The sequence below is a fragment of the Bartonella sp. AR 15-3 genome (genome assembly GCF_002022445.1).
In the GTDB taxonomy this organism is placed as follows: Bacteria; Pseudomonadota; Alphaproteobacteria; order Rhizobiales; family Rhizobiaceae; genus Bartonella.
This window is the reverse complement of the sequence record NZ_MUYE01000001.1, coordinates 1,150,128-1,169,933: the sequence shown is the minus strand read 5'-3', so window position 1 is coordinate 1,169,933 and position 19,806 is coordinate 1,150,128. Positions and strand designations below refer to the sequence as shown.

The 19,806-nt window shown below is 35.6% G+C and carries 16 protein-coding genes and 1 tRNA gene; 6 read left to right on the top strand and 11 right to left on the bottom strand.

Annotation, left to right across the window (positions count from 1 at the left end; all coding sequences use genetic code 11):
- Window positions 1–69: 69 nt before the first annotated feature.
- A tRNA-Met gene (locus BAR153v2_RS05195) sits at window positions 70–143 on the bottom strand.
- Window positions 144–312: 169 nt separating this feature from the next.
- Between BAR153v2_RS05195 and BAR153v2_RS05190 the strand changes: the two genes are divergently transcribed.
- Together BAR153v2_RS05190 and BAR153v2_RS05185 are read left to right on the top strand one after the other, a co-directional pair.
- Window positions 313–1,269 carry a Gfo/Idh/MocA family protein gene (locus BAR153v2_RS05190; RefSeq protein ID WP_078680607.1) on the top strand — a complete coding sequence of 319 codons (957 nt, stop codon included), beginning with the start codon at window positions 313–315 and terminating at the stop codon, window positions 1,267–1,269.
- A 45-nt stretch (window positions 1,270–1,314) separates the two neighbouring features.
- Window positions 1,315–2,433, top strand: a complete 1,119-nt coding sequence (locus BAR153v2_RS05185; RefSeq protein WP_078680606.1) for a DegT/DnrJ/EryC1/StrS aminotransferase family protein — start codon at window positions 1,315–1,317, stop codon at window positions 2,431–2,433.
- 480 nt (window positions 2,434–2,913) lie between these two features.
- Here the strand turns inward: BAR153v2_RS05185 and BAR153v2_RS05180 are convergent, their stop codons facing one another.
- Together BAR153v2_RS05180 and BAR153v2_RS05175 are read right to left on the bottom strand one after the other, a co-directional pair.
- Window positions 2,914–3,570, bottom strand: a complete 657-nt coding sequence (locus BAR153v2_RS05180; RefSeq protein ID WP_078680605.1) for a hypothetical protein — start codon at window positions 3,568–3,570, stop codon at window positions 2,914–2,916.
- A 23-nt stretch (window positions 3,571–3,593) separates the two neighbouring features.
- A complete protein-coding gene (locus BAR153v2_RS05175; RefSeq protein ID WP_078680604.1) occupies window positions 3,594–4,190 on the bottom strand; it encodes a DUF1134 domain-containing protein in 597 nt (198 codons plus the stop codon).
- Between the two features lie 211 nt (window positions 4,191–4,401).
- On the opposite strand from BAR153v2_RS05175, the gene chpT reads away from it, so the two are divergent.
- Window positions 4,402–5,040 (top strand): histidine phosphotransferase ChpT, encoded by a 639-nt coding sequence (gene chpT, locus BAR153v2_RS05170; protein WP_078680603.1) that lies wholly within the window; start codon window positions 4,402–4,404, stop codon window positions 5,038–5,040.
- 149 nt (window positions 5,041–5,189) lie between these two features.
- On the opposite strand, the gene ctrA is transcribed toward chpT, so the two are convergent.
- Window positions 5,190–5,891, bottom strand: a complete 702-nt coding sequence (ctrA, locus tag BAR153v2_RS05165) for a response regulator transcription factor CtrA (RefSeq protein ID WP_078680602.1) — start codon at window positions 5,889–5,891, stop codon at window positions 5,190–5,192.
- Between the two features lie 460 nt (window positions 5,892–6,351).
- Here ctrA and BAR153v2_RS05160 point away from each other — a divergent pair, with 460 nt between their 5' ends.
- Complete coding sequence (locus BAR153v2_RS05160) at window positions 6,352–6,738, top strand: flagellar export protein FliJ (protein WP_078680601.1); 387 nt, start codon at window positions 6,352–6,354, stop codon at window positions 6,736–6,738.
- Window positions 6,739–6,852: 114 nt separating this feature from the next.
- Here BAR153v2_RS05160 and BAR153v2_RS05155 read toward each other — a convergent pair whose 3' ends face one another.
- Entirely contained in the window at window positions 6,853–7,128 is a 276-nt protein-coding gene (locus BAR153v2_RS05155) for a DUF1153 domain-containing protein (protein ID WP_078680600.1), read from the bottom strand.
- A gap of 309 nt (window positions 7,129–7,437) precedes the next feature.
- Here BAR153v2_RS05155 and mnmA point away from each other — a divergent pair, with 309 nt between their 5' ends.
- Window positions 7,438–8,667 (top strand): tRNA 2-thiouridine(34) synthase MnmA, encoded by a 1,230-nt coding sequence (mnmA, locus tag BAR153v2_RS05150; RefSeq protein ID WP_078680599.1) that lies wholly within the window; start codon window positions 7,438–7,440, stop codon window positions 8,665–8,667.
- 50 nt (window positions 8,668–8,717) lie between these two features.
- Here mnmA and BAR153v2_RS05145 read toward each other — a convergent pair whose 3' ends face one another.
- The gene (locus tag BAR153v2_RS05145; protein ID WP_078680598.1) at window positions 8,718–9,533 is read right to left on the bottom strand and encodes an RNA methyltransferase; all 816 of its coding nucleotides are present in this window, start codon (window positions 9,531–9,533) and stop codon (window positions 8,718–8,720) included.
- A gap of 361 nt (window positions 9,534–9,894) precedes the next feature.
- Between BAR153v2_RS05145 and BAR153v2_RS05140 the strand changes: the two genes are divergently transcribed.
- On the top strand, window positions 9,895–10,803 hold the full coding sequence (locus tag BAR153v2_RS05140; protein ID WP_078680597.1) for a cation diffusion facilitator family transporter: 909 nt from the start codon (window positions 9,895–9,897) through the stop codon (window positions 10,801–10,803).
- A 290-nt stretch (window positions 10,804–11,093) separates the two neighbouring features.
- Here BAR153v2_RS05140 and BAR153v2_RS05135 read toward each other — a convergent pair whose 3' ends face one another.
- The 5 genes from BAR153v2_RS05135 to BAR153v2_RS05110 all read right to left on the bottom strand — a co-directional run bounded on the left by BAR153v2_RS05135 (window position 11,094) and on the right by BAR153v2_RS05110 (window position 19,697).
- Window positions 11,094–11,990 carry a metallophosphoesterase gene (locus BAR153v2_RS05135; protein ID WP_078680596.1) on the bottom strand — a complete coding sequence of 299 codons (897 nt, stop codon included), beginning with the start codon at window positions 11,988–11,990 and terminating at the stop codon, window positions 11,094–11,096.
- 873 nt (window positions 11,991–12,863) lie between these two features.
- Window positions 12,864–14,963, bottom strand: a complete 2,100-nt coding sequence (locus tag BAR153v2_RS05125) for a hypothetical protein (RefSeq protein WP_078680595.1) — start codon at window positions 14,961–14,963, stop codon at window positions 12,864–12,866.
- Complete coding sequence (locus BAR153v2_RS05120; protein WP_078680594.1) at window positions 14,960–17,758, bottom strand: DUF4159 domain-containing protein; 2,799 nt, start codon at window positions 17,756–17,758, stop codon at window positions 14,960–14,962. Before BAR153v2_RS05120 ends, BAR153v2_RS05125 begins: the two co-directional genes overlap by 4 nt.
- Window positions 17,755–18,666 (bottom strand): DUF58 domain-containing protein, encoded by a 912-nt coding sequence (locus BAR153v2_RS05115; RefSeq protein ID WP_078680593.1) that lies wholly within the window; start codon window positions 18,664–18,666, stop codon window positions 17,755–17,757. The genes BAR153v2_RS05120 and BAR153v2_RS05115 overlap by 4 nt, the downstream gene beginning before the upstream one ends.
- Complete coding sequence (locus tag BAR153v2_RS05110; RefSeq protein ID WP_078680592.1) at window positions 18,666–19,697, bottom strand: MoxR family ATPase; 1,032 nt, start codon at window positions 19,695–19,697, stop codon at window positions 18,666–18,668. Before BAR153v2_RS05110 ends, BAR153v2_RS05115 begins: the two co-directional genes overlap by 1 nt.
- Window positions 19,698–19,806: the final 109 nt, after the last annotated feature.

The following is a 19,806-nucleotide window of genomic DNA, read 5'->3' as shown; positions in this document are numbered from 1 at the left end:
ATATTCAGTAGAATTAATAGAATTATATAATGAAAAATTTTCTAAAAAATGTCATAAAACAAACATCGGTAGCGGAGGAGGGATTCGAACCCCCGACACAAGGATTATGATTCCTCTGCTCTAACCTACTGAGCTACTCCGCCAAAATAGATAAATCTTATAAGTCATTTTATCTTCGGCGGATACTAAAAGGTAGAATAGTGAGATGTCAAGCATCGTTTTTAAGCTTTTCTCTTGTTATTCTATTTCATCCCGGATATGGAATGAGTGAAAGTATGAATCTTATATTATTGACAGAATAAGGCATAAGAAATGGCGCCACGTGTAGCGGTTTTAGGGTGCGGTTATTGGGGTAAAAATCATATACAGACCCTTCAAAATCTTGGAGTTTTAGCAGCGGTTTCTGATGCTGATTTCAATCGCGCTGCGCATTTTGCAAGTACATATGGTGTTCTAGCTATTACACCCGATAAGCTTTTTACTCATAAAGAGATTGATGCGCTTGTTTTAGCTCTACCTCCACAATTTCATACAGAAAATGCACTACGGGCTCTTAAGAATGGTAAGGATGTTTTGGTTGAAAAACCAATTGCTTTGAATGTAGCTGATGCTGAACTTCAAGTTCAGATTGCTAATGAATATGGGCGGGTTTTTATGGTAGGTCATATTTTATGTTTTCACCCTGCCTTTGAAAAATTATGCGAGTTAATAGAGCAAGAAGTGTTAGGGGATATTCGTTATATTTATTCTCATCGGTTAGGCTTTGGTAAATTTCATACACAAAGTAGTGCTTTATGGGACCTTGCACCCCATGATCTTTCAATGATTTTAGCTTTAACAAAATGTGAACCTGCTCAGGTGCATGGAGAAGGATCTGCAGTAATTAACCAGCTTTCTGATTTTGCACATGTTCATATGATATTTCCAAATGGTATACGTAGTCACCTTTTTACTTCACGTCTTAATCCTTACTGTGAAAGGCGCTTAACAGTTGTTGGGACAAAGGCTATGCTTGTATTCGATGATATGGAACCGTGGAATCGCAAATTAGCATTTCACCGTTTTTCTGTTTGGCAGGAGAATAAAAAATGGATTTCTAAGGCTGATAAGATAAATTATATTGATATTTGTGAAGGTTTACCGCTTACCTACGAATTGCAGCATTTTCTAAATTGTATTGAGACACGCCAATCGCCTCGTACAAATGGAAAAGATGCTATCGCTATTTTGAAAGTTTTAACTGCAGCTAGTACCGATCATTATGGATAAAATGAAGTATACTTTCATATTGTTCTGATTATCAACGGAGTTAATATGCAATTCATTGACCTTAGAGCGCAGCATGCGCGCATCGAAGATAAAATTAATGCTGCAATTGCACATGTTATAGCTAGTGGTCAGTATATTTTAGGACCGAAAGTAACAGAATTTGAAGAAAAGTTAGCAGACTATCTTAGTGTTAAACATGTTATTGCTTGTGCTAATGGAACAGATGCATTGATGATGCCTCTTATGGCTAAAAATATTGGTCCAGGTGATGCTGTCTTTTGTCCTAGCTTTACTTTTTCTGCAACTGCAGAAGTTGCGGCTTTGGTGGGAGCAGAGCCTGTGTTTGTTGATGTAAAATCTGATACATTCAATATTGATGTTGATAAACTTTGTGAAGCAATCGAAATGGTTAAACAAGAGGGACGTCTTAAACCAAAAGCTATTATTGCTGTTGATTTATTTGGGCTTCCTGCTGATTATGATCAAATTTCTCTAGTAGCTAAAAAGGAAGATCTTCTTGTTATTGAAGATACTGCTCAGTCGATAGGTGGTAAAAGTGGCAATGTTATGTGTGGGGCTTTTGGTGACGTTGCAGCAACTAGTTTTTATCCAGCAAAACCTCTAGGGTGTTATGGCGATGGGGGAGCTATGATGACCAATGATGATGATATGGCAGCTCTTTTACGTTCAATACTATTTCATGGTAAAGGTAAAACGCAATATGACAATGTACGTATTGGTATAAATTCACGATTAGATACAATTCAAGCCGCAATTTTGTTAGAAAAGCTTGTTATTTTTGAAGATGAGATAGAAAAACGTGCAGCAATTGCACAACGTTATTCTGAGAATTTAAAAGATATTGTGGCAGTTCCAGAAGTGAAAGAAAATATTCGTTGTGTTTATGCACAATACACTATTAAGGTAAAAAATCGCGATCAGTTAAAAGCATATTTACAAAAAAATAGTGTTCCTACAATGATTTATTATAATACTCCATTACATTTACAACCAGCTTATAAAAATTTCTCCTATGTAAAAGATTCTCTTTCTGTTTCTGAATATTTGGGAAGTTGTGTCTTAAGTTTACCTATGCATCCTTATTTATCTCAAAGTAATCAAGATAAAATTATTCAATGTATAAGAGATTTTTATAGTGCGTAAAATCTGTAGAAGAATCGCTCTATTTATATAATATATCATATTATGAGATTTTGATTATTTTAGTCTATATCGTTTTTCATGTTTTACATATCTATTAATGATTTTATACATGCTTCCACTTATGAGGCTGATATCAAGCGGATTATGGAAGTGAGAAGTATAGTATTATTCATAGAAAAAGAAACAACAAATATCTATGTCAGTATGAAGAAAAACATAAACATCTTATTATTATTACTAATATTTTGATAACATTGTATATTCTGAAGGATTGAAAAAAAATTAAAATAAGAAAAAATTATAAAAAAAAATACACTGTTTTGCAGCTAAAACTTGAATAATAAGAGTTTATTATTTGCAAATTGGCTATTGTTGATAGTGCGAGCTCATAATGACAAAGTTTTCATGGCATTTATATTAATCAATTATGTCAGTCGTTGTTCTTTTAGTCATCGGCTTATCAAGGATATCTTTTATTATTTAGCTATGATTTAATTTTTCAATATTAGCAACTTTTTTGCGAATATAAGATGCAAGATCGTTTTTGTTTTTAGAGTCTTTAGTTAATTTATTAATAGATGAGTTTTTACCTTCTTTTACGGCGATATGAGCCGCTAACGTGGCTGCTAATTCTTTTGTTTCTTCGCATAATTCATGCAATAATTGATCTTTAGCAGCAGTATCAAGCTCATCGATTTGAATGTTTTTTAGACGTTTTTTATAATGTGCTATTTTTTCGTGCATAGCTTTAGTTTCCTTTATAAAAGTATTTTTTGCAAGGATGTTGTTTTCTTTTTCTACTGATTCTATTTTAGTAGAGAGAAGAGAAGTACACTGCTCGGAAAAATATGAAGGGCAAAGCTGTTCTTGTTGGGGACTAAGTTGTATTTTTAGTTGAGCATATTTCTTTTGTAAAGAATCATATCTTTGTGTATGACGTGCTAACTCTACAGCATGCTGGGCACAAAGAAAGTTGTGATTTGCTTGTACTTCAATAAGTGATAACGGAATTTTTGCAGAAACAGACTGGTATGCAAAATGAAGCATTTTACGCCAAATGAGAGGGGAAACAAGGACTAACAACCAAGAAATAGTTGCAATTCCGAGAATGAAAAAAAGAATTGATTGGGTAAACATAATGCCTCTTTTCAGTAACAGTTTTAAAATGGGTTCCACGTTGGCGCAGGTGTTAATTTTAAATATCCCATATTGATGCCAAGGCGTGCACCAACGCCTGTGCGTATCGGAATTAACAGAGTATTGTTCCTTTTAAGAACATGAAAGCCGACACCTGCAATTAAATAGGCCGAACCCGAAATACCTCCATAGCGTCCCCATAAATTATTTATCTTATCAAGATCATAAACTAAGATCATTAAACGGGATCCTTGACCGCCAAAATCCCATCCTAAAGATGGACCTTGCCAAAAAATTTTATGTTGGCCATAATTTTTTGTGAAGATTTTTCCTTCACCATAAGTTAATCCAGCAAAAAAAGCTCCAGATGCTTCTTCTCCTAAAATATAAGCATTTGGATGTCCATATCGTGAAAAAATATTTTCAATTGCGGTGGCTATGCTTCCTGTTGTTTTACCAAAAAAATTATGACCAGAAGCAATAATTTCTTGTAATGAGAAATTTTGATTATTCTCTTCTATTGGTGTGAGCTGGGCATTTGCTATATTTGTTATTATAAATAAAAGGGACGTAAAGAATACAATATTCATATACCAACGTGATAAGGGAGAGTGTGCCATGGGATTTATCTCTTTTAATTTTTATTAATTATATACAAGAGGATAGAATTATAATATTTATCCAATAAATAGAAAATAAAGCATAAAGTTATTTAAATTCTTAAATTTATTCCTAAAAAAAGATTTTAATGTGATTGTTAAATTTCTGTACATGCATTAGGTGTTAAAGGTTGCAGTTGAAAAGATTCAGAATTGAGGAGCTATAATAAATATGACGTTAGCTGTTTCTTTGAAGTCGACTGATCTGGCTGCTTTGCTTTGTAGTCGTATTTGTCACGATTTAATTTCTCCTATTGGTGCTATTCAAAATGCTATGGAACTTTATGATGAAGGAAATGCTGATGAAGATGCTTTGCAATTAGTACGTCTATCTGTTGCAAATGCTTCTGCACGTTTACAATTTGCGCGGATGGCTTTTGGATCTATAGGAGGGATAGAGGACAAAATAGATACGAGTTTTGCTGAACAGGTGTCTCAACAATATATGAAAGAAGAAAAAGCAGTTTTGAAGTGGCAAGCTGCTTCTTTTCTTCTACCAAAAGATGAAGTTAAGCTTTTGCTAAATTTATTATTGATTGCAAATGCAACGGTTGTTCAAGGTGGTGAAATAGGTGTTGTAATTTTACAAGATACAGATCAACGTTTATTTCGCTTCAAAATTTGTGGTAAAATGTTACGTGTCCCTTCTCATTTTATTGAATTATATAACGGAACAATGCCGAAAGAGCTAGTTGATGCACGTGTTGCTCAATTATATTATACGGTATTACTTGCTGAGATAACAGCTATGAAAATAAGCATACATGAAACCAGTGACTGCATTATTTTAGAAAGTATAAAGAAATTCTGAATAGAATGAAATTTTTCATTATACTAAAATTAAAATAAGACAGCGAAATGCTGCTTGATAAATGACAATTGTAGAATTTTTCTTGATAGACAACAAAAAAAATCTCAGCATTTGATATCCGAGATTTTAATAGTTATAAGTCTTATCACTTAAGCAGTTTTTCGTATGTTTTCTTTAATGGGATCACGTAATACGTAGCCACGTCCCCAAACTGTATCGATATAATTGACGCCAGAAGATACTGCATCTAGCTTTTTCCGCAGTTTGCAGATAAAGACATCAATAATTTTGAGTTCAGGTTCGTCCATGCCACCATAGAGATGATTGAGAAACATTTCTTTGGTTAGTGTAGTACCTTTGCGTAGAGATAGAAGCTCGAGCATTTGGTATTCTTTTCCTGTGAGATGAACAGGATGACCTGCAACTTCAACTGTTTTAGCATCAAGATTAATAGTAAGATCGCCAGTAGTGATAATTGATTGTGCATGACCTTTAGAGCGGCGTACAACAGCATGAATACGCGCAATTAATTCATCTTTATGGAAAGGTTTAGTCATGTAATCATCAGCACCAAAGCCAAAACCACGAACTTTATCTTTAATATCTCCCATACCAGAAAGAATAAGCACGGGAGTCTTTATTTTTTCTAGTCTTAAGGTTCGTAAGACATCATAGCCTGACATATCAGGAAGATTCAGATCAAGCAAAATGATATCGTAATCATAGAGTTTCCCTAGATCGATACCTTCTTCACCTAGATCAGTAATGTAAACATTAAAGTTTTCTGATTTTAGCATCAATTCGATACTTTTAGTGGTTGTTTTATCATCTTCAATTAATAATACGCGCATTTCATTTCCTCATCTAACTCCTTCCGAATCAAGTGGAGCTTTTTTTATTTCATAACAGTTAGTAAAATTACTGTTCATAAAAAAAATAATTCATAAAATCAGATACCTAATACTGAAGTCCTGATAAATAATTCAGCAGTACGCGTAACAATTGCCGCTGTTTCCCCTACTATCTTAGATAGTGGTTAACAAAATATTTTTGTTTTTGAAAGAGGTTAATGAAATTATTTTAAAATTTTTATATTTATTTACCGAGATTTAAGTCTCTTTGATTTAGTAAAAGCATAATGTGCAAGAATAGTTAGTGCTTTTAAAATAAGGCTCTGTTCCGAGTATTTTAAAAATGCTAAAGAAATTTAAAAACTACTTTTTGTTTTCAATGAAAATAGTGAAAATGAGAGTGTAGAGGGTGTATGTGAGCGCTAATTTGAGTTTTGGTATAGTTAAGGAGTATTTAGGTATGAAATCGCGGCAGAATATGGTGCAATTAAAGATGTTTCAAGTGCGAGAGAAGCGCCGTGAAATTGCACAGCTTGAGATGATGATTACAGAATTTGAACGAATAGTATTAGAACTTGAAGAGCAAATTGTTAGTGAAGAGCGTAGATCTGGAAATAATGACATTCATCATTTCGCTTATTCAGCTTTTGCTCGTGCAGCACGACAGAGGCGTGATAATCTCACAGATTCGATTCGTGATTTAAAGTTGCAGAAAACAAATGCTAAAATTACCTTAAAAGAAATTGATACAGAGCTTCAACGTGCGCAAATGCTTGAAAAGAATGGTGATAGGCCAGTAACAGATGATCAGCACACTTTTTCTGAACTCCACTCGATGGTTGGATAGTTAAAACTAAAGATTCTATACAGATCTTTAAATTTTATATGCTGAAGGAAAAAATAAGCCATGCTTTTTAAGCATGGCTTATTTTGAAATAAAATTTTGGACCGACATTATTCCCTAATGCCTATATTGTTGAGTTTTAGTTGTCCGTAATCCAGCCAAACCGTGCTCATCAATCGAACTTTGCCATGAAAGAAATTCTTCTACGGTTAAAGTATAACGTTGACACGCTTCATCCAGGCTTAATAATCCACCTCTCACAGCTGCAACAACTTCAGCTTTGCGACGGATAACCCAACGCTTTGTTGTTTTGGGTGGTAAGTCAGTAATTGTTAGTGGATTCCCATCCGGACCAATAACATATTTCATTTGTGGTTTTATCAAATCAGTCATTATATTTTCTACTGTAATATTCAAGAGTTAGATACCTTAATATAATACATGAGTTTTAAAAAAGAACTAAACTTGTTAAAAGAGAAAATTAATAAAATCAGTTGTAGATATTATAAATAAACAATGTGCTATAATCTTTATAGTCATTTTTGATAAAAGAACTTTTATTCTAATTGATTGCTTTTTAATTTAAACTCCTTCTGTGACAATCTGATATCACTCGTTAGTTGTAGGAAAGACAAAAAAATAATATAAATGAATTATAATGCATAATATTGAGCAGGCATTTAAAAAATAGAGAGTAAATGTATGCGTTTGAATAGTCTTGATTTGCCAGGGTATCCTGAAAATTCTCGTATTGTTGTTGCGATGTCTGGAGGAGTTGATTCGTCAGTTGTTGCAGGCCTCTTAAAAAAAGAAGGTTATGATGTAGTGGGGATCACATTGCAGTTATATGATCACGGTGCTGCAACACATCGTGTAGGTGCCTGCTGTGCAGGACAAGATATTGAAGATGCGCGTCGTGTAGCAGAAACTTTGGGTGTGCCTCATTATATTCTTGATTATGAAGAACGATTTCGCGAGGCTGTGATTAATCCTTTTGCAGAAAGCTATGCGCATGGAGAAACACCCATTCCATGTGTTGCTTGCAATCAAACTGTTAAATTTGCTGATTTGTTAACAACTGCGTATGAGTTAGGTGCAGATGCTTTAGCAACAGGTCATTATATTCGTAGTCGTCTTCATGGGGCGCATCGGGCATTATTTCGTTCTCTTGATGCTGATCGTGATCAGAGTTATTTTTTGTTTGCTACGACGCAAGAACAAATCGATTATTTACGCTTTCCATTAGGTGATCTTTCAAAGGAGCATGTGCGTGAAATAGCCGCCGAAATGGGTTTAGTTGTTGCTAATAAACATGATAGTCAGGATATTTGTTTCGTTCCACAAGGAAAATATTCTGACGTTATTACAAAGTTACGTCCAGAGGCTGCAAATCCTGGAGTTATTGTGCATATTGATGGACAGATTTTGGGAGAACATTCAGGAATTGTTAATTATACTGTTGGCCAGCGTCGTGGAATTGGCGTTGCAACTGGTGAAGCACTTTACGTAATTTATCTTGATGTAGAAAATGCATGCGTTATTGTCGGCCCACGTGAGATGTTGGAAACACGTAAACTTTTTTTACGTGATGTGAATTGGCTTGGTGATGAACAGTTAGATAATTTTCCTCTTGATGGTATTGATGTCGCAGTAAAGGTTCGTTCGACGTGTCCTCCACGCTCAGCACGTTTACATTATAAACAAGGATTATTTTTTGTGGATTTATTGGAGAGTGAGAGTGGTGTCGCACCAGGTCAAGCTTGCGTTCTTTATAATGATAGTAGCCATGAAGCGCGTGTTCTTGGAGGTGGATTTATTACATGTGCAGAACGTGCAGCTGACACTGAAAAAATGTTGAAGAGAGTTTTATGCAATTTGAAAACGAAAACTTCTCCCTTTTTCAGAGATGAAACGGCCTTTGTCCGTAAATAAATATATAACGATAAACAGAATATCATTTGATAATTTGAAATGTTAATATCTTAATTCAGTTTATCAAAATCAGCAAAATGTGCCAGGGCAAGACCCGATGCTGTGGCAACGTTAATGCTATCAAATCCATAAGCCATAGGAATCCGCAAAGTTTCTGATTTTTGTAGAATATGTGCTGGTAAACCATTGCCTTCTGTTCCAAAAATAAGTGCTGTGTGTTTTGTTGCTTTTGCATCTTTAAGATAACGGGAAGCAGAAGGGGAAAGCGCGTAAAGATGAAAATTCGCATTACTTAAAGCTGTTACAATGCTATCAATATCATCTCCTTGTGTATAGGGTACGTTTAAAGCTGCGCCAGCAGAAACTCTGATTGATTTTCTGTAAAGAGGATCACATGAAGTTTTATCAATGATAATACCAGTACTAGCAAAAGCAGCTGCATTACGAAAAATAGCTCCCATATTATCATGATTAGAGATGCCACATAAAACTGAAATCAAAGCTTTTTCGGGAAGATTTTGTAAAAACTCTTTTAATAATGGCAGTTTTTTACGTTCCCCAATGCCAAGCATACCACGATGAACATGAAAGCCAGCAATATCATCCATGATTTTTTGCGGAACGCAATAAATAGGGCATGTTGGTTTTGTTTCTTTTAAAATGGGCATAATACTTAGAAGGCGTGCTGCAACAACAAGCAATGATAAGGTAGAAAATTCTTTTGAGCGCAGCAATGATAATAATATCACTTTTCCTTCAGCAATAAATTGATGCTGTCGTCCAACGAGATCTTTTTCACGAATATTACGGTAAGCTTCTAAACGTGGATCATCGGCTTCGTGAATTGTAGTGATATTCAAAGTCATGTAGCATCTTTAACATTATTTTTTTGAAATCACCAGATGAAGATAAAAACATTATTTTTTAACGTTAAAGTAGAATTTTATTGACAAAATACAATTAATAGAATATATAGCACATACCGAATGCGGCAAATATATTGTTTTCATGTCGGGTACAGAGCCTTAGGTCCCCGCTATTTCCTAAGCCTGTAAACTCCTATTTAAAAGGGAAAAGAACCTGGGTTCCCAATGCCCAGGTTCTTTTTTTTTTATATTAGGAGATGTTTATAGAACTTATTTCTTATATTTCTTCTTGTTTTCAGAGAGTTTTGGAAGATATATTAAAAATATTGTCGCTCATTATAATCAAAAAGATCATTGAGTTATGGATAAAAAAATACAAATACAGAGATTGACTATATTATCTATTTGGACGGCTTGTATTGTATTTTTTTTGAAATATTGGGCTTATTACATCACTAGTTCAGTTGCTCTTTATTCTGATGTACTAGAATCTATTGTAAATATCCTTGCAGCCTTAGCAGCTTGGTGGGCGGTTAAAATAAGCATGAAGCCAGCTGATCAAGATCACCCCTTTGGACATCATAAGGTAGAGTATTTTTCTGCTCTTCTTGAAGGTGTCTTTATTATTATTGCAGCAATTTTGATTCTAAGAGAAGCATGGCTAGCATTCATAACAGTTGAAGCACCAAAAAAACCTGGAATATGGCTTTATCCTTATTTGATAGCATCTATTATAAATTTTTTTTGGGGATGGCTTCTTATTCGGCAAGGAAAAGTTCACCGTTCTCCTGCTCTTAAAGCTGATGGAATACATTTAATGACAGATGTTTTAACTTCATTTGGCATTTTAATTGGGTTGGTTTCTGCGTTTATAACTGAATGGGCTGTTTTAGATCCAATTTTAGCAATAATCGTCGCTATTAATATTCTTTTGCAGGGAGGCAAGGTGATTTACAATGCTATTCAGGGGCTCATGGATGTTGGGGTTGAATTAAATGAGACTGTTCGGATTCGTGATCTTATTTCAGTTAGTGCACACGGTGCAATTGAAGTCCATGATTTAAGAACGCGTGTTGCTGGTAGGGTTACTTTTATAGAGTTTCATTTAGTTGTACCAACTGTAATGCAAGTAGGAGAGGCGCACCAGATTTGCAATAATATTGAGAGTGCACTTGAAGCAGAATTTAAGAATGCGCGTGTTACTATTCATGTAGAACCTGAAAATGAGGCTAAATTGCCTCTTGGCACAGCGGTTGTTCCTTTTGTGTAAGAATTTTATTATTTTATCAACAGAGAAATTCTCAAAGATAAGGTGAATATATGCTATGTTTATTGATATTGTTTTTGACATTTCTTCATCCAGGCAAACAGTATCACTGGTCATAGCCTATATAAATTAGTAGATTAAGATAGGTATGTTTATGTGTTTCTATTGCTTAATGTTTAGTTATATTTTTATTATTCTCTTCATCGATAATTTACTCAAGGGGAATTTTAATACAATAACTAACTATTATAGAATAGCACATCTGAGTAAAGAACATTTTGTTTTTTGAAATATTAAAGATCAATGGTTTCAATACATGCTATTTCATTATTGTGATTAATAATACCGTAACGCTGCAATTGGCAGTGCCATTGATGATGCAAATATTCAATAGCAAATAAGTTAAAACTTGCAGGGGGTTTTTTGCTTCCGAAAGATTGTGATGCCGAAGAAACACCAACAATAGGAATCTTGCTCATTTCTCCTTCAATGGTATTCAACGTAGGTAAATGAGTATGACCATGGAGAATAAGTTCGCAACCATGTTGCTTAACTACTTTTAGAAAACGCTCTATACCCCATAACTTTTTATGCCAAGAAGTGGCATGGTGAAAAGGAGGATGATGAATTATCACAACACGGAAGAAACCACGTGTTGCTGCTTCAGTTAAGAATTGAGATAAAATTTTTGCTTGTTGCTTATCAAAGTAGCCAGAAGCTTGAAAAAATGGTGTAGCAATGGCTGAAGATGCCCCTATAATCGCTATATTATCACGAATACGCATATAGGGAAAAGGATTTTTTTGTGGGAAATCACTTTTAATCCAAGGTTGGAAGTAAGTACAGGCTTTTTGGAATGCTCCTCGAACGTAAGCATCGTGATTTCCAAATGTTAGGGAAATATTTTGAGGATTATTTTGAGCAAGTAACCAGCTGCGAGCTTGTGTAAATTCTTTTTCCAAAGCAAGATTAACGAGGTCACCAGAAATAACAATATGATCAGGCTTTTTTTGTTTTAATGCACGCATTAACGTTTCTAAAGCGTCTGCTTTCATTTGATTGTTACGTTTTTTTTTCCAATTAAGATACCCAGTTAGACGTTTCCCACAAAGTTCAAATAAGGAAGGCTGTGGCAAGGGTGAAAGATGTACATCTGATATATGAGCAAGATAAAACATAAACGCTAGCATAGCGTTGAAAATAATTTAGGCAATAAAAATGAGCAAGGCAAACCAATTGATTGTTACAGATAATGGAAAATTGTAAAATGCAAAACAGTTCGCTAAGGATATTAGATAGGTTTTGGATATTGATTTTGATAGAAAAAAATATGCAAAATAAATTGTTGCAAGGGGAGGACAATGTTTTATGAAGAACAAGCGATAGCAAATCAAAGCGTTTAAAATGAAACCATTTGGTATTTTTGTTACATATGAATTTTTCTAACTATTCTTCATGATGGATACATCATTTGTTTCTCAATCTTTTTTCCTTTTTCTGCAACTGGTGATATAATTAGTTATTGGTCTGAAACAATGAAACATGAGGTTCAGATTGAAAAAATTAGTCAGACGATTTTGAGTCCAGATTTGTTTTACACGTACAAGTTATTTGCTAAGAGAAGCTGGAAAGCATGATTAGCAGCTTTCTTTCTTACTTGCATGAGAGATTATGTTATTGGTTCAGTGAGGATGATGCCTATATAAAAAAATACATCAACAAACTGCTTATTTGTTAGGGCTTTCTGTTGTACTCTGATTATACAAATATTGGCGTGGGAAATAGCTTAATGCGTTTAATATTAAAAGCAGCAGAAAATTACGCTGTTATTTTGGTGATTTTGATTGGAGATGAAAAATATTATAGTTGTTTTGAATTTCAACAGATAAAATTCAATAGATAAAGCATGAGCCAATACAAATTCTTGTATCCATAAACAAAAACGATTGTCAGGTTTGCAGTTACAAGAAGGTATGTTAGCAAGATATAGAATAAAATATATTATTGTGAGCACTCAATAAATATAAGTTATGTTTAAGTAGTTATAAAGTTGCTCAGAATTTTTAATGATTTTCACGATACCATACGCTGCTCAACAATAAAAGACAGGTAAGTAATGCTAAAAATCCAGAAAAAATAGGGAAGTGAGAGATATTAACCAAACGAGTTTCTGTTGCTTCTTTCAGAACAATGGAATGAGGAGAAGATGATACTTTTCCTGTTTGCGATTGAATTAGTTTAATGGGAGGAAGATGAATATCATTTTTTTCTCTATTCCATAAACGCACAACATGACCACCAGTTTGTTTACTGATAGGAGTCAATTTTTCTTCTGTTGAAATTAAATCAGATAATTCAGGATTATTGACTGATCCTACAGTAGAAAGCACTGTTTGATCACCATTGCGAATAGTGAAAATCCCTGTTTCATCGGTCTGAATATTGCCTGTGAATACACCTTCTTGTTCTTTAGTAAGAGTGATATTCCTTTTTTTGCCAGAGGGAAAAATTACCTCGACTGATTCTGGATGATTTTGGAGCGTTTGTCGACGAATTGTTAAATGATGATGATGATCATTCAAAGCACTTAATTTTTCTTCTTCAAGTTCTGGTTCTTTCATAAGCCAATGGGCAATTCTACGATAAAGAGCTGCATAGGGACCTCCACCTTCAAAACCTCGCGCCCAAAGCCAGCTTTCATCAGAAAGTAACATTCCTACACGACCTTTATCAACATGGGAAAGAAGCAAAAGTGGTTGTTCATCAGCTCCTTTCATGATAGTAATCGCTTTTCCTGTATTGTGGACTACAATTTGTCGCAACCATCGTCCCCATTGATGAGCAGGATGGGTGGGCGTTGCAAGGCCTCGCGTAACAGGATGACGCTCACCTTCTTTAGTTAAGGTAGGGCGAAAAGGTTTTTGAATAATAGTACCATTTGGCAGTGCTGGTAGAACACTTATTAGAGGTGTTTTAGCTAGTGAAAATTCTGTAGTAAATTCAGGCCCTGTTACTATCAGCAATGCTCCACCTTTTTGTACATATTGGGCAATATAATCGTAGTAAATCAATGGAAGAACGTTGGAATATTGGTAGCCATCAAGAATAACAAGATCAAAATTATTGATTTCTTCAACAAATAATTTTGTGGTAGGGAAGACTACAAGTGATAATTGATTGGTAGGTGTATTGTCGGCTTTTTCAGGGGGACGCAGAATAGTGAAATGAATAAGATCAATATTAGAATCACTTTTTAAAAGATCACGCCATGCACGTTCGCCATTATAGGGTGCACCTGAAATTAGAAGAACTCGCAGATTTTCTCTAATGCCTTCAATAACAGTTATGGCACGATTATTATCAAGACTTAGTTCACCTTCATGTGTGTCAGTTGTAACTTGAATGATATTTTTTTCTGCATGAGGTAAGGTGACTTCAGTTTGAAAGATAACACCAGGTGTTATAGAATGATGACTGACTTCTTGACCGTTAATGCTTATGGTAATATTTGCTTGTGCTGGTATGGGCTTTTTAGGATGTCCTTTATCTTCTACTAAAATGGAAAGCATAAATGGCTTATTGACAAGAGCAAAACGGGGCGGAGCAATAAATTTAATTTGGCGGTCAAATTCATCTGCTTTACCCGTTATCAAAGCATTAATTGGAGCATCATGGTTTAGTTTTGATAGCTCTGGTATATCATGCACTTGTCCGTCCGTGATCAAAATCGTTCCTGCATAGCGAGAGGGTGGTATACTGGATATAGCCTGTGTTAAAGCGTGAAATAAATTCGTTGATGGTGCATAATGATTATCAGAAAGCTTTCCAGCTTCAATAAAGCGTGGTTCGAATTGTGGGTAACGTGCTAGCGCATTTATTAGTTGTGTATGTGCTTTATTGCTATCTTCTTCACGTGTTCCAAATGTTTGGCTTTCGCTATGGTCAAGAACAATGCCTACAACACTTTTAACAGGTTCACGTTGTTCTTTTGAGATCATTGGATTAAGTAGTGCAAGGATAAGAGAGATTAATGCGAGAAAGCGTAAAAAAGCTCCGCGGCGTCTTGTAATAAGCCCAATGATTATAAAAAAAGCGGGAAGACCTCCTAAAAAAAGAAGCCAGATATTAGGCAAAAAAGGCTGAAAGATGAGAGATTGTATCATTGCCTTCTTTCTCTATTAAAACGCTCTAATAATGCAGGAACATGAATCTGGTCGGCTTTATAGTTTCCCGTAAGTATATAGATAACAATATTCAATCCTGCGCGAAATGCCCACAGACGTTGCATAGGGTCATTAGGAATAAGAGGATATTTCCATGTGCCTTTTTCGTTTAGCGCCCAAGCAGCAGCAAAGTTATTTGCAGTAATGAAAAGAGAGCTAACATTATCACCTGCAGTGATAGAGTTTTTGTTTTTTTTGTTTGTTGAGGATGATTCAACCCATAAGGGGGAACCACGATAGAGTCCTGGAAAATCAGGCATAATATAAAAAGAGCGGGCAATAACATGTTCAGTTGATACTGGTTCCATTGTTGGAATATTTAATCCGCTTAATATAGTACGCAATCTTTGTATGGCTGGGGTAGCTGTTTCTTCAAGGGTAAGATTAGCGTTTATTTGGTCACGAGTGTCAAATAAAACTGCACCACCATTTTTCATGAAGGCATTGATTTTTTCAAGACTTTTTTGTGTTGGCATAGGACTATTTGTATCAATTGGCCAGTAAATAAGAGGATAGAAAGTGAGCTCATCCTTATCAAGGTCAAGCCCTATAACAGGACCAGGTGAAAGCATTGTACGTTCTGCTATAAATTGGCTGAGTGCTTCTAGTCCGCTTTTACTTGTTGCATCGATTTCATGATTGTTGGTCACGACATAAGCGAGATGAGTAGCCCCTGCTGCTTGTATGATGGTGTTATCATAGTTTTCTATAATTTGTGCCTGCACAGTTGATGGATACGGAAAAGAATCAATAAAAACTGCTATGAACGGGAGAAGAAGTAGCATATTGCTTTGCCTCTTAAAAAGGAAAACTCTACCCGTCCATAGAACTAAAAAGCTATCGAGGGCTAATAATAAACTAGTTATTCCTAACAGAAATCCAGTGAAGTGTTTTTCTTGTGTATTATAAGGTAGAGATTTATCACTCAAGAAGTAAGGTGATGGTGATTGTATCATTAGGCGTGATGCATGATTGAGTAGATTGAGAGCATAGAAGTTGTTTTGAGAACCATAGAGTCCAGGTGGGGTATGGTAGGATGGAAGAGGAGCTTTTTGTTCATCAGTAATGAGTGGAATAACATGAGAGGGAGCTGTTTGTAATTGACCGTTGGCATTAAGTGTTTGCCAAGGATTGTGTATTGTTTTTATGTGCGTTTGAGTTTCTTTTGCATGTGTACTAAGGGTAATAAGTTTTTGTAACATTTGTGTAAAAAAACCAGAAAGAGGAAGATTTGACCATGTAGGATCAGGTGCGGTATGAATAAGAAAGAGCATACCCTTACCTTGGTTGGCAGCAGTAATAAGAGGAGTTCCATCTTCGAGGCTGAGCCATGTTTTTTCAAAAAGATCTGAATTTGGTTCTGCAAGAATTTGGCGCGAAACAGTAATATTTTCTGGAAAAGGAAGGTCAGAAAAGAAGCTATTTTTTGCAAAAGGTGCTAATTTTTGTGGTTTTGTCCACGACATAATACTGCCAAGTAACCGTTCACCAGAACGTAATGATACAGGTAATAAGCTATCATAATGTTTTGTAGCGCTCAGATTTTCTCCAGCAAAACGGATAAGTATCCCTCCTTTATTTACAAAATGAGATAGCTTTTTTTCTGCTTCTTTTGATATATTAACTATGTCACCCATAATGAAAACGGATGGATTTTGGGTAAGTAAACGATCAATATCACTTGAAAGCTCTCCTCCTCCGCTCGTTATAAGTTGTGTGTGGCCTTGTAATGCTTTGATAACGTAGTACATGGGAGAAAGTAAAGGCTGCACCATTTCATTGATGTTGGGTGATAAAAGGGCAACGCGGTTTACTCGGCTGCGGTTATCGATTAAAAAGGTTGCAGCAGCGTGGGCCTGGTCGTCGATTTTAATCCAAGCGATGTGATTACGTAATTCAAGTGGTAGATTAAAAGGAACAAGTGCTGTTGTTTCTCCTTCATGAAAGTTTGTCGTAAAACGAGCAAGGAGTTGATTTTTTAAATCATAAAGGCTGAGTGTTATTGGAGTCTTGCCATAAGTAGTCGTACGAATGACACGTGCTGCCATATTTCCATTATTATTTTCTATGTTTGTTATACCAGTTATGTTGGAAACGTCATTCGCATACCATAAGAATGTTTTCAGCTTTAACTGTTTCATAAGGGTAAAAGCCTGACTATCTTCGTTTGTTTGCAAACCATCACTTAAGTATGCAATATCAAGAGGTTGTTCACCAATCTGTTCTATGAGTTTTTGAAAGGATTGGATGCGGTTAACAGGCCAGGGACGGGCACGCAAATGCAGTAAATGTCGTTTTATGACTTCCGCAGGAAAAGGACCGATATCGTGGGTATTATTTTCAGCTGTTGCAAGAAAATAAATATTTTTTTGTTGTTTCTCTGCTTGTGTAACTAAAGATTTGGCAACTGCAATGCGTTTCTCCCATTCTTCAGCGGATGCCCATCCATTATCAATGATGAGTGCAAGAGGATGGGAGTCAGAAAATACAATCGGTTTTTGAATCCAAGTAGGACGTGCTAATGCTATTATGATCAGTGCGGCTATGGTTAGTCGTAACAATAATAACCACCAGGGCGTATGATTGATAGTTTCCTGTTGATTAGTTTTTTTAAGTAGAAGGCGCAAAGGAGGAAAAAGTTCTTTATGAGGGCTTGGAGGTGTCGTTTTTAACAACCACCAAATAACTGGTAAGGCCAAAAGTCCAAGCAAAAGTAAAGGAGCATCAAAACTCAAAGTGATCTCCTTAGGGAAGATTTAGAATATTTCATTTTGTTTGCGAGGTGTACAATAACTTCTGTTAGGGGACGATCCGTTAAGCTAACTTGGTAAGTCCATCCTTGATGTAAGCAAAATTCTATTAATTTTTGTCGCCTTTCTTGGTAGAGCTTTTGATAATTCTTACGCAAGTTTTCTGCTTTTTTCACTAGGAGTTTTTCCTTTGTTTCAGGATCAAAAAATTCTGTATGGCCTGTGTAAGGGAAATGTTCTTCTGCTGGATCAGCAACTTCAATGAGATATGCATTGACTTGTTTTGTCATTAACACTTTCAGCTGATCGATAATTTTTTCGGGATGATCAAGAAAGTCACTCATTATTATGGCTTGTGAAAAACGAGTTACAGTTGAGAAATTTGGAAATGAATTTTCAACTTGATGATTTGTTAGAGCTAAAGCCATACGTTCCATTACATTAGAGGCCATATTTGGAGCCATCAAGTCAGGAATAGCAATATGTTCTCCACTTTTTGCGAGAAATTTTGCCAATGCAAGGGAGAGAATGATGGCATGATTGCCTTTAGAGATTTTTGAAAAGCATGAACAATATTGCATAGAAGCACTTTGATCAGGCCAGATCCAAACGGTTTGCATCCTTTCCAATTCACGTTCACGTAGGTAGGTATGTTCATCACGTGCTGAACGACGCCAGTCAATATTTGTAATGGATTCGCCTTGCACATAAGGACGAAATTGCCAGAAATTTTCTCCGTTGCCGCGTTTACGTTGACCATGTCTTCCGGTTATTAATGTATTGGCAAGACGGTTTGCTTGTAAAAGGAAATACGGCATATTAGCTGCATCTTTTTGTAGTGTTGCAACAAGTGATTGTGGGCTTTCTTTAAAAGTTTTTTTGCCAATAGCCATTAGAGAGAATCTTTCACGAGATTAGCAATAATCTCTTTTATAGTTATATTTTCAGCATGTGCAGAAAAATTAAGTGCCATACGATGCTGTAAAACAGGTTGGGCAAGTGCTTGAATATCATCAAGCGAAGGGGATAAACGTCCGTAGTAAAGGGCACGAGCACGAACGCACAGCGAAAGTGCTTGTGATGCCCGGGGACCAGGGCCCCAAGAAATATAAGTGTTTGCAAGGGAATTCTCTTTATGAGGACGAGCTGAACGCACTAACTTCAAAATAGCTTCGACAATACTTTCAGAAATTGGCATTTGGCGGACAATTTTTTGGATTTTTTGTAATTTTTTGATAGATAAAACAGGTTTTGCAATTTGGCTTTTTTTACCTGTTGTTTCTAAGATAATACGTCGTTCTGTCGCTAGATCAGGATAGTCAATGTCAATTTGCATCAAAAAGCGATCGAGTTGAGCTTCAGGAAGAGGGTAAGTGCCTTCTTGTTCAACAGGATTTTGAGTTGCAAGCACATGAAAGGGCTGTGGTAGATCGTAATGTGTTCCAGCAATAGTGACATGGTATTCTTGCATGGCTTGTAAAAGGGCTGATTGAGTGCGAGGCGAAGCGCGGTTAATTTCATCTGCCATGAGAAGTTGGGTAAAGATAGGACCTTGAATATAGCGGAAAGAACGTCGACCATTCTTATCTGAATCCATGATCTCAGAACCAATAATATCTGATGGCATTAAATCTGGTGTAAATTGAATGCGTTTTGCATCAAGTCCCAAGACGATTCCGAGTGTTTCAACAAGACGCGTCTTAGCAAGTCCTGGAACACCAACGAGAAGAGCGTGTCCACCTGCTAAAATAGCTGTTAAAGTGTATTCAATTACATGGCTTTGTCCAAAAATAACTTTGTCAATTGCTTTTTGTAGAATATCAAGTTCTTTGTGTGCTTCATCAATATCTTTAATAATTAATGAGGCATCGTTATTGATACTCGCCTTTTCAGTAGAATGGGATAGTGTATCATGTTGACTCATATTTTTTCCTTAAAGTCATGTGTCGTAAAATAATAATTTCTTCTATATGATTATAAATCTTTTTATGGTTTGTAACAGAAAATAACAAGAAGAGAAGCGTAATAAGCTG